General features: G+C 64.7%; 16 protein-coding genes. 10 read left to right on the top strand and 6 right to left on the bottom strand.

Features of this window, described 5'->3' with window-relative positions; genetic code table 11:
* Positions 1–603 precede the first annotated feature (603 nt).
* Both RWX87_RS05100 and RWX87_RS05095 read left to right on the top strand, forming a co-directional pair.
* Positions 604–801 carry a hypothetical protein gene (locus tag RWX87_RS05100; RefSeq protein WP_314688217.1) on the top strand — a complete coding sequence of 66 codons (198 nt, stop codon included), beginning with the start codon at positions 604–606 and terminating at the stop codon, positions 799–801.
* A 12-nt stretch (positions 802–813) separates the two neighbouring features.
* Complete coding sequence (locus tag RWX87_RS05095; protein ID WP_314688215.1) at positions 814–1122, top strand: hypothetical protein; 309 nt, start codon at positions 814–816, stop codon at positions 1120–1122.
* A gap of 157 nt (positions 1123–1279) precedes the next feature.
* Here RWX87_RS05095 and RWX87_RS05090 read toward each other — a convergent pair whose 3' ends face one another.
* Positions 1280–1570 carry a hypothetical protein gene (locus RWX87_RS05090; RefSeq protein WP_314688213.1) on the bottom strand — a complete coding sequence of 97 codons (291 nt, stop codon included), beginning with the start codon at positions 1568–1570 and terminating at the stop codon, positions 1280–1282.
* 190 nt (positions 1571–1760) lie between these two features.
* Between RWX87_RS05090 and RWX87_RS05085 the strand changes: the two genes are divergently transcribed.
* From RWX87_RS05085 to RWX87_RS05070, 4 genes are read left to right on the top strand one after another with little or no spacing between them, the layout of a single operon-like run.
* Positions 1761–2015, top strand: a complete 255-nt coding sequence (locus RWX87_RS05085; RefSeq protein ID WP_314688211.1) for an imidazolonepropionase-like domain-containing protein — start codon at positions 1761–1763, stop codon at positions 2013–2015.
* Positions 2016–2029: 14 nt separating this feature from the next.
* Positions 2030–2383 carry a hypothetical protein gene (locus RWX87_RS05080; protein WP_314688208.1) on the top strand — a complete coding sequence of 118 codons (354 nt, stop codon included), beginning with the start codon at positions 2030–2032 and terminating at the stop codon, positions 2381–2383.
* A gap of 53 nt (positions 2384–2436) precedes the next feature.
* A complete protein-coding gene (locus tag RWX87_RS05075) occupies positions 2437–2769 on the top strand; it encodes a hypothetical protein (RefSeq protein WP_314688207.1) in 333 nt (110 codons plus the stop codon).
* Positions 2766–3422, top strand: a complete 657-nt coding sequence (locus RWX87_RS05070; protein WP_314688205.1) for an amidohydrolase family protein — start codon at positions 2766–2768, stop codon at positions 3420–3422. The genes RWX87_RS05075 and RWX87_RS05070 overlap by 4 nt, the downstream gene beginning before the upstream one ends.
* Before the next feature lie 70 nt (positions 3423–3492).
* On the opposite strand, the gene RWX87_RS05065 is transcribed toward RWX87_RS05070, so the two are convergent.
* From RWX87_RS05065 to RWX87_RS05055, 3 genes are all read right to left on the bottom strand, one after another.
* Entirely contained in the window at positions 3493–4254 is a 762-nt protein-coding gene (locus RWX87_RS05065) for a creatininase (protein WP_314688203.1), read from the bottom strand.
* Between the two features lie 75 nt (positions 4255–4329).
* Positions 4330–5697 carry an MFS transporter gene (locus RWX87_RS05060; protein ID WP_314688201.1) on the bottom strand — a complete coding sequence of 456 codons (1368 nt, stop codon included), beginning with the start codon at positions 5695–5697 and terminating at the stop codon, positions 4330–4332.
* 104 nt (positions 5698–5801) lie between these two features.
* A complete protein-coding gene (locus RWX87_RS05055) occupies positions 5802–7133 on the bottom strand; it encodes an amidohydrolase family protein (protein WP_314688200.1) in 1332 nt (443 codons plus the stop codon).
* 212 nt (positions 7134–7345) lie between these two features.
* On the opposite strand from RWX87_RS05055, the gene RWX87_RS05050 reads away from it, so the two are divergent.
* The 3 genes from RWX87_RS05050 (at position 7346) to RWX87_RS05040 (ending at position 11939) form a co-directional block, all read left to right on the top strand.
* Complete coding sequence (locus RWX87_RS05050; protein ID WP_314688198.1) at positions 7346–8905, top strand: PucR family transcriptional regulator ligand-binding domain-containing protein; 1560 nt, start codon at positions 7346–7348, stop codon at positions 8903–8905.
* Positions 8906–9087: 182 nt separating this feature from the next.
* Positions 9088–10563: a cytosine permease gene (locus tag RWX87_RS05045; RefSeq protein ID WP_314688196.1), complete on the top strand. Its 1476-nt coding sequence runs from the start codon at positions 9088–9090 to the stop codon at positions 10561–10563.
* Between the two features lie 173 nt (positions 10564–10736).
* The gene (locus RWX87_RS05040; RefSeq protein WP_314688194.1) at positions 10737–11939 is read left to right on the top strand and encodes a pyridoxal phosphate-dependent aminotransferase; all 1203 of its coding nucleotides are present in this window, start codon (positions 10737–10739) and stop codon (positions 11937–11939) included.
* Between the two features lie 113 nt (positions 11940–12052).
* Here the strand turns inward: RWX87_RS05040 and RWX87_RS05035 are convergent, their stop codons facing one another.
* Both RWX87_RS05035 and RWX87_RS05030 read right to left on the bottom strand, forming a co-directional pair.
* Positions 12053–13657, bottom strand: coding sequence for an L-serine ammonia-lyase (locus RWX87_RS05035; RefSeq protein WP_399552310.1), 1605 nt, complete (start codon positions 13655–13657; stop codon positions 12053–12055).
* Between the two features lie 54 nt (positions 13658–13711).
* On the bottom strand, positions 13712–15433 hold the full coding sequence (locus RWX87_RS05030; protein WP_314688190.1) for a PucR family transcriptional regulator: 1722 nt from the start codon (positions 15431–15433) through the stop codon (positions 13712–13714).
* 234 nt (positions 15434–15667) lie between these two features.
* Here RWX87_RS05030 and RWX87_RS05025 point away from each other — a divergent pair, with 234 nt between their 5' ends.
* Complete coding sequence (locus RWX87_RS05025) at positions 15668–16957, top strand: aspartate aminotransferase family protein (RefSeq protein WP_314688188.1); 1290 nt, start codon at positions 15668–15670, stop codon at positions 16955–16957.

The following is a 16957-nucleotide window of genomic DNA, read 5'->3' as shown; positions in this document are numbered from 1 at the left end:
GTGCCGTGCATGATGGACGGGCCGCTCTACGTCTCGATCCAGCTGACGCCGTTCCACGACACGAGGATACAGAGGATCGCCGTGATGGATGACGGAGAACTGGAGGGCTCGCCCCTGTGCTCCTTCCGTCGGTTCAGCGTCGTGGTTCCGCAGGAGGGCCGTTAGAGCCCCAAGCGGTCTTCAGGATTTCGGCATCGGATTCTCTTTCTCGATTATCGGTGTCATGCGTCTGCTGCTCAGAGAGGAGGGTGTGAGTGGTCTCCGGACTGTCCGCGGAACGCCTCGGGGGCCTACTCCCTGACCGCGTAGGAGATCGTGGACCGGCTTCGCGCCACATCGTTGGGGTGAGATGGTTGCCCTGCCGAGCCCACGTGGACGATGGGATCCATGGATGATGTCTGAGTCATGTTGATTCGGTCTTCTGCAGTTTTTGGGGCAAAGTGCTTGTCTTGGTGAAGTTCTTGCCATCAGAGAGGTGTCATTCGGTGCGGTTCCCGAGCCGTTTTCTGTACTACGTTTATGTAGTACAGTTAGTGGATGGCGAGGAGAAGGGGAATTGAGTGGAGCGCGTCTGCGGATAAGCATGGGTACTCTTTCGAGGATGTGCTGTATGCGGCGCGACACATCATACGAAAGCGGACATATGACCGTAAGGGTGAAACCTATGTCAAGTTCACCGGTTTGCGGCATGGCGATCCTCTGGTGAGAAGCATCGAGGTCATCATGAAGCTGACGGGTTCGGGAGAGATCGTGGTGTTCCATGTCAATGCCGAACAGGATGGGTTCTGGGATCATGACTGAAAGGAGTTGATCATGACGAACGATGACAAGGTGTGGCGTTGGGACGAGTCTCAGGCGGTCGAATCCGTTGGGGACGATGCACAAAAGGAGATGGACGCGCTGCTGATGAAGGCATCGGGGTCCTCCAGCGTCGAAGAAGCGGAGTCCGTGTTGCTGGGTCGACCGCGCGCGGAGGAGGCCAGAGAGTCCACCGTGAAATTGCAGGTGCGTGTTCCCATCTCTTGGCAGCGTGAAATAGATCGCAAGGCTGGTGACGAACACATGAGCCGGTCCCAATACCTGCGTCATCTCATAAGCGAGGATGCCCGGAAGGTCGCTTGAGCTATAGGAGGTTGCGTTGCCGCCTGAGGGGAGCGGGTTGTCTGGGCCAATCGGCATGGACTGACGTGATGTATTGCCGCGAAAGATTCCCCGCCTTGTCACGCAGGCAAGGTATCAGTCAGGTCAAGGACTTGGTCAGGGACGCTGCCGCGGCCAATTAGTTCCCCAGCACCTCGCGATGGAAGTCCGTCTCCAGCGCGTCGATGAGCTCTGCGGACAGCCCGGCCTGTCTGGTGAACTGCGGCCAGGAGTCCATCGCCTCGTCGATGCCGTGAAGCGCCTCGCGGGCATGGCCGACGGCGAACTGGTCGGCACCCTGACGACCGTCGTCCCTGTGTAGCTCATGCGGATTCCCCCTTCGTCGGGGTTCCCGCTTCTTCCTGCGTCGCGTTCTGAGGGCCCGCACAGAGGGAGAAGGATCGACGTCGGCGTTCATTCCATGCGTCATCCTCCTTGTCCTGAACGCGTCGCATCGTAAATGCGTGATCGCGCTGGACGAATTGCTGGGATGGATCCCGCGGAACAAGAATCGCCTATCCGCGGAGTCCGCGCACGATGAAGCCCGCGTGATTGCAACCGATGATGGAACACACCTTGCCCAATGAGTAGTTGGTTGAATTCAAAGGAAAGGGATTCGAATGGAAGTGATTGTATACCCGGCTCATCGCGTGATCACGATGAACGATTCGGTCCGTTCTGCGCAGGCCGTGGCCGTCTCCGGAGATCGCATCATCGCAGTCGGGGATGCCGATGAACTGGTCCGTGACTATCAGGGAAGAATCGACGACAGATATGGGGATGACGTCATCCTTCCCGGATTCGTCGAAGCGCACGCCCACTGCACCGCCGGGTCGGTATGGAACTGGCCGTACGTCGGTTTTTTCCTCGAATGAGACCCGATGGATTGATGAGCGCGGGCTGCACCTCGGTGGATGAGATCATCGACGCGCTCAGAAGCGCCGCGGACGGCCTTGCCTCGGGAGTCCCGCTGATCGCCTGGGGTCTGGAGCCCATGTACTTCAGCGGCAGACGTCTTTCGGCGGACGATCTCGACAAGGTCTCGAAGAGCCGGCCCATCATGGTCGTTCATACGAGCATGCACGCCGTGACGATGAATCACGCCGCGCTTGAGCGTGACGGGATGACCTCGTTGAATCTTGCCGGAATCATGAAGGACTCCGAGGGGAACCTCACCGGTGAGGTGTTCGAATTCGAGGCGCTGGGGCGTTCCTCTCTTTCGCGCGGTTTACTTCGTCGATGAAGCCGGACGAACGGTCCATCCGGAGTTTCGGCGACCTTGCCCGCAATGGCGGGGTGACGACCGTCACGGACCTGCTCTCCGGGGATCCTCTCACGGACGAAGGGGTCGATCTGTGGACCTCGGTGGTCGAGGACGACGCTTTCCCGGCCCGTGTGTCCCAGTTCCTCATCGGTGATCCGCGACGCATGGGAGGTCATCGGACGGATGTGGATTCGGCCGCCCGTCGCGTGGCGGATCTTGCCGCGAACCGGTCAGGGAAGAAGATGCACTACGGCGGTGTCAAGCTCATGCTGGACGGTTCGATCCAGGGCTACACGGCATGTCTGCAGAACCCCGGGTACTATCGCGACCCTAGCAGAAGGGAATCTGGAACAACGATGAGATGAGTTTCTTCAGCCAGTTCCTCGCCTACCATCGGGCCGGTCTTCTCGTCCACGTCCATTGCAACGGGGACGCCGCCACGCAGCTTTTCCTCGACGTGTTCTCGCGCGTCCAGGAGGTGGCGCCACGATTCGGGCATCGTCACACGATCACCCATTCCCAGCTGAGCACTCCCGCCCAGTACCGCCGCATGCGGGAACTCGGCGTCTGCGCGAACCTTTTCGCGAACCATATCTGGTATTGGGGGGACCAGCATGCGGAGCTGACGGTCGGACCGGATCGGGCCAGGCGCATGAACGCGGCGCGCACGGCCCTGAACGAGGGCGTCGTCATCAGTCTGCATTCCGACTGTCCGGTCACTCCCATGGATCCGCTGCGTTCCGTCATGTACGCGGCATCGCGGAAAACGCCTCCGGGAAGGGTTCTTGGCGAGGGGGAGCGCATCACCATAGAGGAGGGCATCCGCGCGGTCACCCTCGGCGCCGCATACCAGCTGAAGCTCGATCATGTCGTGGGCTCCATCGAACCGGGAAAGTCCGCGGATTTCGCGATTCTGGACGCCGATCCGCTGCGATTGACGGACCCCGATCAGCTTAGGGACGTGAGGGTCCTTGGGACCGTCGTCGGGGGTCGCCACTTCCCCGTGCCGAGGCCCTAGCGTCCGAACGGCGGTTTCGTTGATAGGACGCGGAGCGCCACCGGTCCATCAACGAAACCGCCGTCCTCCGTCACGTGTCCTTCGATTGGAATTCGGTGGAGCAGTAGCGTTCCACGGCGTCGACGCAGGAGCGGGCGATCAGACGTCCCTTTTGGGCCGACGATCCCAGAGGGCTGGCAAGACCCCCCTGCGCGGGGACGTCCGACGAGCGCACGGGATATCGCGCGTACGCGAGGGGTCGCGCGTCCGGCTCGGGCCGGTATCGGTCCAGATGGACGAGTCCCGGCTCATAATGAAGCATCAGCGACGTCTCCGTCACCGCGGCATGCTCAAGCGCCCATCCGGGGAATCCGCCCTCCGGGAAGACCTTCTCGATGACGTCCGTCGGAAGGGGATCCCACCAGTTCGTCTCCATGATGGTGGCTCGGCCTTCCGTCTCCCTGGTCACCAGGTCGATGGCCTCGACGATGAACGCCTCGTTCTCGAAATGCGAATTGAGGACGAGAATCGAGCGGACTCCGTCATCGATGAGCTCGCGGAGCAGGTCATGAGTGATCGCCACGACCGTCGCCCCGTTCATGTCGATGGTTCCGGGGAACAGCGGTCCCCCTCCGGAGAGCGGCTTCGACTTGTACCCGTACGTGAGCGTGGGCGCGACGATGCCGTGGATGCGATCGGCGATGTCCAGAGCCAGATGCTCGGCGATTAGCGCATCGGTGCCGAGCGGCAGATGCGGACCGTGCTGTTCGGTCGATCCCACCGGGACGATGACCGTGTCCGCCGTCCGTGAGGCGAACTCTTTCCATGTCATATCGGTGAGGCGATTGCTCATCTTCAACTCCTCTGCTGATTGGTGATCGGATGTTCGGGCACGGACCGCGATTCCGGGTCTGCCCGTTTCGCGCCGTCAGATGGACGACAGGTCCTTCGAGGCGTTCTCGTGGGAGGCGACCATCGCGATAAGCGCGATCACGGAGACGGCGACCATATAGTATGCCGGCGCCATCGTCGATCCGGTGATCCAGATCAGCCAGGTGGCGACGAAGGACGCTGTGCCTCCGAAGATGGCGTTGGCGAGGTTGAAGCTCAGCGCGAATCCGCTGAATCGGATGCTCGTCGGGAACGTCTCGGTCAGATAGCTCGAGAGGGTGCCGTCGTTCGCTGTCAGGGCGCAGCTCAGGCACAGCTCGACGGCCAGCACCGCCCAGAAGGAGCTCGTGTTCAGCACGAGGAAGGCGGGGATGGTCAGGGCGATGAACGCGATGCAGGCGGCGAGCAGGACGTTTCGACGCCCGACCCTGTCGGACAGACGGCCCATGCCGAAGACCATGAACACGTAGGCGACGAGGCAGATGGTGGTGATCATCGATGATTCGGCCGCTTTCATGTGGACGACCTCCGACAGATACGTCGGCAGATAGGTGAGCACGGTGTAGAACCCGACCGCGTTGAGCATGCAGGCGCCGAAGCTGATGACCAGGCTTCTGCGGTGGTCGCGGAACAGGACGCGCAGAGGCGTCGCCGAGGTCGGCGAACCGCCGGCGGCCCCGGAGGAGCCCTCCGTCTCCGCGTCGTTCCTCAGGGCGTCGGTCATGTCCCGATATACCGGTGAATCCGCCAGACGGGTCCTGATGTAGTGCACGATGATTCCCAGAGGGCCCGCGAGAAGGAACGGGATCCTCCACCCCCACGAGGAGAGCGCCTCGGAGGAGAGCAGGCTCGTCATCAGGGTGGCGGAAAGCGACCCCGCGAGCAGACCCACGGCCGTGGACGCCGGGATGAGCGAGCAGTAGAACCCGCGATGGGACGTCGGGGCGTACTCGCCGAGGAACGTGGCGGCCCCCGCGTACTCGCCGGAGGCGGAGAAGCCCTGGGCCATGCGCAGCACGAGAAGCAGCAGCGGCGAGAGGATGCCGATCGTCGCATAGGAGGGAAGGCATCCGATGAGGAACGACGCGCCGGACATCAGCAGGATCGAGACCGCCAGCGTGGACTTGCGACCCCGACGGTCGCCGCGGCTCCCCCAGAACATCGCGCCCAGAGGGCGGAGCACGAAGGACAGGGCGAAGACGCCGAAGGTCTCCATCAGCGAGACCGTGGGATTCGACGAGGGGAAGAACACCGTGGCGATCACGGTGGCGAAGTAGGAGTAGGAGGCGTAGTCGAACCATTCGATGAAGTTGCCGAGGAACGAGGATGCGGCGACCTTGCGGAGCGTCGCCCGCCGACCGTCGGTCTCGACGCCGACGGACGCCGCGGGGAGGGGAAGGGTCATGATGTCTTCTTTCGTGTCGTGGGATGCATGGCGAGGTGGTGATGAGGTCGTTCCGGAGCGCACGTCCCGACCGGAGCGTGGATGGAGTGGGAGGCCCCGGGCGATCACGCCTCGGGAATCAGATCGTCGAAGGCGCTGTCGATCGTCTCGCGTCTGGTGAACAGGGTGCGGCCCTCGCGGACCGACCGCAGGACGGCGCAGCGCTCGTAGACCGCGTCGAACACGGAGGAGGCGTCGAGGACGAGGAAGTCGGCGGGCCTGCCGGGCTCCAGACCATACGAATCGCCGAGGTTCATGGTGGTGGCGCCGTCGACGGTGAGGAACTTCAGGGCGTCGTCGATCTCCTCGAAGCTCATCATCTGGGCCAGATGGAGGACGTAGTCGAGGATGATCATCATGTTGCCGTTGCCCAGCGGATACCAGGGGTCCTGCATGGAGTCCTGGCCGAGGGACACGTTGATCCCCGCCTCCGTGAGCTCCTTCACGCGCGTGATGCCGCGGCGCTTGGGGAAGGTGTCCTGCCGTCCCTGCAGGTAGAGGTTCTCGGTGGGGGCGCACGCGAAGTTCACATGCGCGGCCTGGAGCAGTTCGGTCAGGTGGAAGAAGTAGGCGTTGTCCGCCGATCCCAGCGAGCAGGTGTGGCTGGCTGTCGTCCTCACGCCGATCCCCGCGCGGTAGGCGAGCGAGGACAGCAGCTCGACGTAGCGCGAGTTCGGGTCGTCCGTCTCGTCGCAGTGCACGTCGATGAGACGGCCGTACCGGGTCGCCAGCTTCACGACGGTGTGCATCGAGCGTTCGCCGAGCTCGCGGCACTGCTCGAAGTGCGGAATGCCTCCCACGCAGTCCGCGCCCATCCTCAGACCCTCCTCCACGAGGTCGGCCCCGGCCTCCCCGTGGGGGCCCGCATAGGAGTACATGCCCTCCTGCGGGAACGACACGATCTGGATGGTGACGACGTCCTTCAGCTCCTCGCGCAGCTCCAGCAGCGCCCTGAGCGAGGTGAGGTTCGGGTCCGTGACGTCCGCATGGGAGCGGATGAACTGCACGCCGTGGAGCAGCTCGTGGCGGATGGCCGTGCGCGCACGGCTTTTCACGTCCTCGATGCTGAGATCCGACTTCGTCTCGCTCCAGCGCTGGATGCCCTCGAACAGGGTGCCGGAGGAGTTCGTCGCCCCCGGCTTCCGCGCGGTGTAGGCGTAGTCGAGATGCAGATGGGTGTCGCAGAACGGCGGGCAGACGAGCCGTCCTCCGAGATCCGTGACGGGGGCCGACGACATGTCCCGCCCCTGTGCCTCGAGACGGGCCGGCAGGTCCGGGCCGATTTCGGCGAACCTCCCGTCCTCGACGAGGATGTCCTGCGGCACGGCCGTGGTCGCCGCCGTGCTGTGGGGCATGCCCGTGGCGATGTGGGCGTTGGTGAAGAGTTGCGTGCTCATCTGTTCCTGCGTGTCCTTCCTGCTCCGCCGTGGCTTTGCGCGGACGGATTCCTGGGTTCGGCCCGCTCGTCCGTCCGCTCCTCGCGGTCCGCGGGTCTCCCCGTCGGACCGGTTCGGCGCGGACCCCGGCTTCGGCGTCACTATCCGTGCCCGTGATTGCCCGGACGTAACCTGTGGATGTGTCTGTCGTCGACCCGATTGGACGGAATGTCATGTCTGTGAGCATCAGGGATGTCCTGCAGGGACCCGTGTTCCGCCGGTGCGACCCCTGCGTCGCGGCCGGTCGCGAGGGGATCGGCAAAGAGGTCCGCTGGGCCTATACCAACGAGCGGTACGACGTCACGCGGTTCCTCGGTGGAGGGGAACTTCTCATCATCGAGGGAAGCGCGCTGTCCGAGCACGCCAGTCCCGGGGAGCTCGAGACCTACGTCGATTCGCTTGCGGAGGCGAACGTCAGCGGGATCGCCATCGAGCTTCTCGACCATTTCACCGCCGTCCCCGAGGCCATGGTCGCGCGCGCCGACGAGCTGGGGCTTCCCGTCATCGGACTACGGCGTCGACAGCCGTTCGTGGCCCTGTGCCAGGAGATCAACTCGCGTATCACCCGGGAGCAGCTGCTGGCGCATATGGAGGTTGACAACCTGTCCAGTGCTCTCAACGCCAGGTTCTCCCGGTCGCAGTCGGTCCAGGACGTCGCGGACGCGCTGGCCGACGTCATCGGCGAGCATGTCCTGATTCTCGGGACCGACGGCGTGCTCATGGCAACGGCCGGGACCCGCGAGGATCCGGGGCAGGCCGACGGCAGGGATCCCGTGGCCGGGGGTAACGGCGGGTTCGCGCGCGACCTCGTGCTGCCGGTCTCCTATGACGAGTTCCTCGTCGCCAACGTCGTCGTGTCCCAGAGCATCGCGGTCGTCAACGCCGACTCGAGGCGATGCGTGGAGTCCAGCCTCGCCCGCGCCCTGCCGCCCTTCGTGTCCGTTCCCGTGGCGGCGAAGATGAGGATGCGTCTGCTCGCGGGAAGCCGCGACGGGGTCCTCGCCTCCGACGAGGAGGCCGCCGACGCCGAATCCCTGCTTCGGGCGCTCGGTCCTCTGGCGGGCGCCCACTGCCTGCCGTTCATCGTCGGCATCCGAAGCTGGCGGAACGACGGCGCCACGGCCTCCGACGCCCTCGACGTGCTGCGGGGGGCGTCCCCGCGGAACGTCTCGCTGCTCGCGGAGCTGGAGGGCACCGAGATCGTCGGCGCGTTCCTCACCGACGACCCCGAGCTTTTCGCCGGTCTCGCCGACGTCGCCCGCCGACGCCTCCGGGCGCTTCCGCGCACGTCCGATCTCCGCATCGTCGAGGGGATGCCCGCCGTGGGCGCCCGCGGCCTTCTCGATTCCCTGGCCGCGGTGCGTTACGTCGATCGGATCGAGCCCGCGGCCTGGGGGAGGATCGTGTCGTCCGGCGGCTACGCCTTCCGTCGCATGGCGTCCGTCGCCAATTCGACGACGGCGATGCGGATGTTCGTCGCCCAGACGGCGGGGTCGCTGCAGAGGGCGGACGACGTCGCCCTTGACACATTGTGCGCACTTGGGGAAAGCCTTGGGGACAAGACCGAGGCGTGCGGCAGACTGGGGGTCTCCCGGCAGGCGCTGTACGCGCGACTCGACAGAATCGCGCAAATGACTGGCGTTCCGAGGCATGACCCCTCCTCGTGGAGCCTGATGACGGTGGCCGCGAGGATGGTCAGGGAGACGCGGGAACGGCGCGACGAAGCGCTCTAGACGGACGGTCAGATCGTCAATCCCGGGGCTTCCTTCTTTAATCATCCGTTCATCGCGCCGCAAATCCGCCCGTGGATAGTGTGCCCTGCCGGAGTCGAACGGGGGGCGTCGCGCCCCGCCGGATCGGCCCGAGGGGCATGAGCATCCTCATGCATTCCACATTGAACGGGAGGGCGGAGCCCATGGACGCAAGCACGATGCCGATGACGGCGCAGGAGGGCGGCGGAACGGCCCCCGAGGCGTTGGGCGCGGCGGAAAGTCGGTCGGGAAGCGCACAGGGAGGATACGAGGACTATCTGCAGGTGGTTCCCGAGAAGGCGAGGACGACGAGCCTGTGGGGCCAGTTCTGGGTGTGGTTCGGCGCGAACGTCGCCCCCATCAACTGGCTGCTGGGCGCGCTGGGCATCCAGATGGGCCTGGGCCTGTGGGAGACCTTCGCGGTGATCGTCGTGGGCAACCTGATCGGGATGTCCGTCTTCGGCCTCATGGTGCTTCTCGGCCAGCGCACGGGACTCACGGGCATGCTGCTCGGACGCCAGGTGTTCGGACGGGTGGGCAACTACCTGCCCTCCGCCATCCAGTCCATCGTCGTCATCGGATGGTGCGCGGTGAACACCTGGGTCGTGCTCGACCTCGTGACCGCGCTGCTCATGAAGATCGGTGTCGTCGACTCCATCGACGGCCACTTCTGGCTCAAGGCGGGCATCGGCGCCATCGTGATGGTCGTGCAGGTCGTCATCTCGCTGTTCGGATACAAGGCGATCTCCACCTTCGAACGCTGGACCGTCCCGCCGACGGTCGCCATCCTCCTCGCGATGACCATCGCCGCGTGGGGCTTCATGGGCGTTGACTGGAACTTCGCGGGCACCCTGGCCACCGGCAGTACCAACCATCTGGCTGCCCTGTCCTCGATCATGACGGCCATCGGCATCGGATGGGGATTCACCTGGCTCACCTACGCCTGCGACTACTCGCGCTTCGTCAGCAGGAAGGTCCCGCGCGGCAGGCTGTTCGGCGCCAGCGCGCTGGGGCAGTTCATCCCCGTATGCTGGCTCGGCCTTCTTGGCGCCACCCTGGCCACGAAGTCGGGAAGCATCGACCCCGGCCAGCTCATCGTCGACAACTTCGGGGCGCTCGCCATCCCGGTGCTTCTGCTCGTCATCCACGGCCCGATCGCCACGAACATCCTCAACATCTACAGCTTCACGCTGGCTGTGCAGTCCCTCGACATCAAGGTCAACCGCCGGGTCATCAACGTTCTCGTCGGGGTCCTCGCCTGGCTGGGGGTGTGCCTGTTCCTCACGCTCACCGACATCGGCGACACGCTCGACGGATGGCTGTCCTCGGTGGCCGGCTGGACGTCGGTGTGGGGCGGGATCATGATGGTCCACTTCTTCGTGCTCGAGCCGAAGCGCGAGGACTTCTCCGGGGTCCTCAAGGACCATGGCGTCCCGCTCGTGCGATGGCAGGCGCTTGCCGCCTTCGTGCTGGGGCTCGCCGCGTGCTGGGCGACAAGCTACGGAAGCCTGCTCCAGGGCCCGGTCGCCGCGGCGATGGGCGGGGTCGACCTCTCCTGGCTTGGCGGGATCCTCGTCGCCGCGCTCACCTATTACGTGCTCAGCGTCGCCTCCGCCCGCGGGCGGGTCGCGAAAGGCTGAGGGCCCATGAGGCGGTGGACGACCTAGCTGACGCTCCGCATCGGCACGGGCCGTCCACCGCTTTCTATGCTCTTTTCTGTGCTTCGCATCCTTATCTACTTGATCGGTAACCCCACCGAAACCGTCCGCTTTTCCGCCGGTGATACGTTGTGCCGCATCACGGAGGGAGAGTCATGCCGCGTCTGTCCAGTCTGGTCCCCGACGGGGGTTCCGTCATCCGCGAGATGTTCACCTACGCCCTGGAGCGCGACGACCTCATCTCCTTCGCCGTGGGGGAGCCGGGGCGCACGCCGTCCAGGCCCGTCATCGAGGCGATGGTGTCCGCGCTGCGCGAGGGGCGCACGCATTACACGTCCAACGCAGGGATCCCCGAGCTGTGCCGAGGGCTGTGCGACCTGGCCCGCAGCTCGCGCGCCCTGGAATACGACCCCGCGCGCGAGGTCATCGTCACCACGGGCGCCATCGAGGCGCTGTTCCTCGCCTTCCGCACGATCGTCAGCCCCGGCGACGGCGTCCTGCTCCCCGACCCCGGCTTCCCCAACTACCTCAATCAGATCACCGTGCTCGGCGGTGAGGTCCAGACCTACGTTCTGCGCGAGGACCGTGGCTTCCGCGCCACGGCCGAGGACATCGAGGCCGCCGTCCGCCCGAACACGCGCGTGCTGCTGCTCAACTCCCCGTCCAATCCCACCGGGGCGGTGATCCCGCCCGCGGAGCTGGCGCGCATCGCCGATGTCGCCCGGCGCCACGACCTGTGGGTCGTCAGCGACGAGGTGTACCGCCGCTTCCTCTACGGTGACGTCGGATTCCTCTCCATAGCCGCCGTGAACGAGGACATGCGCGACCGCACCATCGTCGTCGACAGCTTCTCCAAGACCAACGCCATGACAGGCATCCGCCTCGGCTACGCCTACGGACCGGAGCAGGTCATCGCCGCCATGCGCACCATCCAGGAGGACGTTGTCTCCTGCGTCGCCACGCCCGCGCAGTACGGGGGAGTGGCCGCGCTCGCCGACTCCGACGGGCTCATCGACTCCATGCGCGCCCAGTACGCCCGCAACCGCGACCTGATCTTCGCCGCCATCGCCCGCATGCCCGGCGTGGAATGCGACTCCATCGAAGGCGCGTTCTACGCGTTCCCCAGCATTCGCGGCACGGGGCTGGACTCACGGGACTTCGCCATGCGGCTGCTCAAGGAGGCGGGCGTGGTCGTCGTCCCCGGCTACGGCTTCGGCCCGCACGGCGAGGGGCATGTGCGGCTCTCCTTCGTCGGCCGTGAGGAGGAGGTCGCCGAAGGCCTCGAGCGCATGGTCTGCTTCACACGGAAGGTGGCGGAGGAGAGTCGGGTCGTTGAGGCGCTGGCCTCGGCCGACTGAGACAGGGGGCTCAGAGGAAGGTCGCGGTCGCATGAGACGTGCCCGCCATACGGGAAGGCAGCACCAGCGTACCGTGAGTTCTCCTGCGGTGCGTCACCGATAACCGTAGCCTCCTAGCATTCGACGACGTTGACGGCGAGGCCGCCCTGCGAGGTCTCCTTGTATTTGCTCATCATGTCGTCGCCGGTCTGCTTCATGGTGCGGATGGCCTGGTCGAGGCTCACCCGGTGGGTGCCGTCGCCGAGCAGCGCGATGCGAGCGGCGTTGACGGCGGTGTTCGCGGCCACCGCGTTGCGTTCGATGCAGGGGATCTGCACGAGGCCTCCCACCGGATCGCAGGTGAGGCCCAGATGGTGCTCGATGCCGATCTCGGCCGCGTTCTCCACCTGCTCGGGTGTTCCCCCCAGCACCTCGCACAGCCCTGCGGCGGCCATCGAGCAGGCTGATCCCACCTCGCCCTGGCAGCCGACCTCGGCGCCGGCGATGGAGGCGTTGCGGCGGAACAGGTAGCCGATGGCGCCTGCGGTGAGCAGGAAGCGGACGATCCCTTCGTCGTCCGCGCCCGGCACGAAGCGCCGGTAGTACTCGAGGACGGCGGGGATGATGCCGGCGGAGCCGTTCGTCGGCGCGGTGACGATGCGTCCGCCGCCCGCGTTCTCCTCGCTGACGGCCATGGCGAACAGGTCGATCCACGTGGTCTCGGAACGCTCGAAGGCGGCGGTGTCTCCCCGCCCGACGTGTCGTTCGCGTCGCTGCGCGTCCGTACCGGGACTGGCGCTCGTCTCCGCGGGCATATCCGTACCGGTGTTGTGGGAGGCGTGGTTCGGCGGATCGTTCTCCGCCTCCGGGGGAAGGTCGGCGGCGGGTTTCGCCAGCGGGTTCCACATGAGCAGCCGCAGGATGGCGGGTGCCCGTCTGCGGACCTCCAACCCTCCAGGCAGAAGCGCGTCGCTGGCATGGCAGCCCCTGTCGATGCAGGCCGACATCACCCGCGCCCGTCGCAGCAGCTCGCGTCGGGTCTCGGCCGCGGGGCGCAGTGCCGACTCGTCGGCCAGCATCACGTCGCTGACGCGGAGACCCGTTCTGTCGCAGATGGCCATGAGTTCGTCGCAGGACGAGAAGGGATAGGGGGCGTCGATGGCGAATCCGAGGCTGGAGTCGGCGGCGTCCGAGGCTGTGGAGCCCGTGGTGGGCGTGGCCTCGGCGGGGGATGAGCTGGGTACGACGGCCGGTGCCCGGCGCTCGTGCATGCCGATGACCGGGTCGTCCATGCGTCCCCGGCGAATGAATCCCCCGCCGATCGAATACCACACCTGCTCGAGCAGCGTCCGCCCCGACTCGTCGAGGGCGCGGAAGCGCATGCCGTTGGGATGCGCGGCGAGCCTGTGCCAATCGTCGGCGACGAGATCCGCCGAGTCGTCATAGGCGAGCCTTCGCCCGTCCACGAGGATGCAGCCCTGGCGGGATCTCTCCCGCCGCACGGTACGCAGATAGTCGGTGTCGACGTCCTCGGGGTCATGCCCCTCCCAGCCGGCGAGCACGGACCGGTCGGTTCCATGACCCATGCCCGTCAGTGCCAGGGACCCGTACAGCGTGGCCTGAAGCCGGTGCGTGCGGGGCAGAAGACCCGAGCCTTCGAAGTCGTGGACGAAGGCGCGGGCCGCACGCATGGGCCCCACCGTATGCGAGGAGCTGGGCCCCACGCCGATGCTGAACATGTCCAGCACGCTGGCAGTCATAGGGCTCCTTTCAAGGAAGGAATCACGGTCACATCAGTTGGTGTCATATAAGCGTGTCTCGTGTGGCGTCTCCGGCATATGGAATGTGGACCGCTGCCGCGCCTGCCTTCTGTTGAGCGCATTGATGGCGAACCAGATTTTCGATGTGTCTGCCACATCGGAGAGGTCGACCCCCAGAAGCTCCTGAAGGCGTGCCATGCGATTCTCGACGGTGTGGCGATGGACATGGAGCTGGTCGGCGCATTTCGTCACGTTGAAGGAACAGTTGACCAGCGCCTGCAGAGTCGCAAGGAGTATGCGCTGTGTGCGGCCGCCGGATCGCGGCGTATTGAGAAGGGGAGCCAGAAGTTCGTGCGAGTAGGCGTCGGCCATGTCCTGGTCGACGAGATCGATCTGGCTGAGAACGGAAAGCCTTTCGCGGGATGACTCGGCCCCTCCGCGTTCCGCCCTGATTCGGCGCCGGGACGGTCCGGGACGAGAGGCCGAGAGCCGTTTGAGTCGTGCAGCCGTGTGCGCCTCGGTGAAGCCGAACTGGAGGTCGGTCCAGTCATGGGGGACCGATACTCCGAAATCCGGAGTGATGTCCGGAGAGGCCTTGTCGATGGTGTTCGTGATGGATTCGTGGTTCAGCTCCGATCCGACGATCCACAGTCCCGGGCCATATGCTCCGAACAGAACCGTCCCGCTCTGTTCAGGCATGGAGACGAGCGCCTCCGTGGTGAGCAGATTGATGACCCGTGAGACCGAATCGTGCGTGTCCGTTGCTGATGGCATGCCATCGGAAGACGAATGGGGAAGGGGTAGGAACCATACCTCCAACGGTTCCCTGGGATATTTCCCCCACAGCTCGGTGCAGATGTCCCTGACTATATCGACCTGTCCCAGCATCGCGTGTCGAATCAGGCCCGTTCGCAGAAGGTTCATCCGCTTCTGCAGAATCCGTCGCTGCCCAAGGACGGCGGAAAGAATATCCGCGTTCAGATCCGACCCGGTCCTCAGCAGACGTATGGAGACGTCGTCACGTCGGTGCGAGCCGGAGATGAGCAGCCCGATGCATTCACCGGAGTCATCGGTGATCTCGCAGCCGTGACAGCTCAGAGTCCCGTGAGTGACGTCGATGGTTCGCGGTGGTTTCCCTCTTCTCGTCGTCTCGCGTCGTTCGATGAACTCGAGACCGATGTTCCTGCACATCTCCTGCGGGGCATGAGGTGACGTCCTCACCACCGTTCCAGCGGTGGTGAGAAGCGCCTGCCATCCCCCGAAGCTTTCGGACGAGGCCTTCAGAAGAGCAGGAACGGGATCCTGTGAATTCGCTGTGGTGATGTGGGACCGTTGGATGATCAGCATGCGGTGGAATTCGATGTACTCGTCGCGGGCCAGCGCCTCGGAGACCATGCGCTCGATGTTCTGGAAGGGGATTTCAAGAGGAATCTCGAAAAGCGGGACCTGGTTGTTCCAGGCGGCGCGGACCAGGGCCTCAGGAACGGTTCTGTGCTTGATGCCCGTGCCGAAACCGCAGGCGACAACCCCCGCCTCGTTCATCCCGCGCATATAGGCATCGCAGAGATCCGCGTAGTCTCGTCGTTTCCTCCCCGGTGCATTCAATGGCTCGGCGGGGAGCTTGAGTCCGACAGTCAGGAGAATCTCTCCGGGTTCGGAAAACTCCCGGGAGTCGAGGATTTCGCTCTGATGAGCCCAGACGATATGGCGCTGGAGAAGTCTGTCATCCGGTGACGTCAGCAGACGAAGCCTCAAGGGTGCTGTCCGCAGAAGTTCATCGACGGTAAGTGACATGTAACCAGTATGTTATCCATGCCATTTCCGGTCCATGAATCGGAATTTACATGGACATTTCGTCCATTGAGTCGCTTGCCGCGCCGATTTACATTGTGGGGCAACCGCAGTTCTGAAAACACGGGATCGATGCATGGAATCTCCCTTGACGCGGACGGTGCCCATGCGATGAATCCGATGAGACAAGGAGAAAGAATGACGATCAAGTTCGAGGATTATCGGCGGTATCTGTCACCGGCTCTCGCCAAGACGACTGATCTCGTCATCGACCACGGCGAGGGAAGCTACATCTGGACGGTTGATGGAGTGCGCTATCTCGACTGGGTCCAGGGGATTGCCGTCAACGCTCTGGGCCACAGCAATCCTCGAGTCGTCAGGGCCGTGACCGATCAGGTGTCCAGGCTCATCACGGCCTCCTTCAACATGGTGAACTATCCCAGCACGCTTGAGCTCGCTCGACGTATCGCCGAGCTGGCCCCGGGCGATCTGGGTTCCATCTTCTTCTCGAACGGTGGCGCCGAAGCCACCGACGGCGCCATGAAGCTCGCCCGAGCCTACACCGGGCGTCCGGGCATCATCGCCTTCAAGGGATCCTTCCATGGCAGGACGATGGGGGCCCTTTCCGTGACCGCGTCGAACTCCAAGTACCGGCATCTCACCGAGCCGCTTGTCGGCGGGATCCACTTCGCGACCTACCCGTCGGTGGACCAGTGCCCAGCCGGCTATGACGCCGAGCAGAGGAGCTCCTGGTGCCTTCAGGACGTTCGGCGCATCCTCGACTTCATTAGCGCTCCGGCTGACACGGCGGCCATCCTCGTCGAACCCGTGCAGGGCGAAGGCGGATACGTCGTGCCCCCGGCCTCGTTCCTTCAGGGTCTACGGAAGATCTGCGACGAGACGGGCATCCTCCTCGTCTTCGATGAGATCCAGGCCGGATACGGGCGCACGGGGAAGATGTTCGCCTCGGAGCATTCCGGAGTCATCCCCGACATCATGACGCTCGGCAAGGCCATCGCAGGCGGAATCCCCGCCAGCGCGGTGGTCAGCACCGAGAAGATCATGGCCGAATGGCATCCGGGCATGCACGGCGGCACCTTCGGAGGCAACCCCGTCATGGGGGCGGCCGGGCTCGCGGTGCTGGACGAGTTCGCCGAGGGGCACATCCTCGACAACGTCAATGAGCAGGGCGCGTATCTGAAATCCGAACTTCGGAAGCTGCAGAGCAAGTACCCGATCATCGCCGACGTCCGCGGCGTGGGGCTCATGGTCGCCATCGAGCTCGACCACTCGGACGGGCGAACCGGAGGGGATCTCGTGGAGACCACCCGGTCCGAGGCCCTTCATCGTCACATGCTCACGCTCTCCTGCGGGGTCAAGGGCAACGGCATGCGCATGGCGACTCCACTCAATGTGACGAAGGACGTCATCGACGAGGGCGTGGCCATTCTCGGCGAAAGCCTCGCGGAGGCGCAGAAGAAGGACTGA

Origin of the sequence: uncultured Bifidobacterium sp., assembly GCF_963540075.1 — a bacterium.
Taxonomy (GTDB): domain Bacteria; phylum Actinomycetota; class Actinomycetes; order Actinomycetales; family Bifidobacteriaceae; genus Bifidobacterium.
Note: the sequence above shows the minus strand (reverse complement) of the source record. Positions and strands in the feature narration are given on the sequence as shown.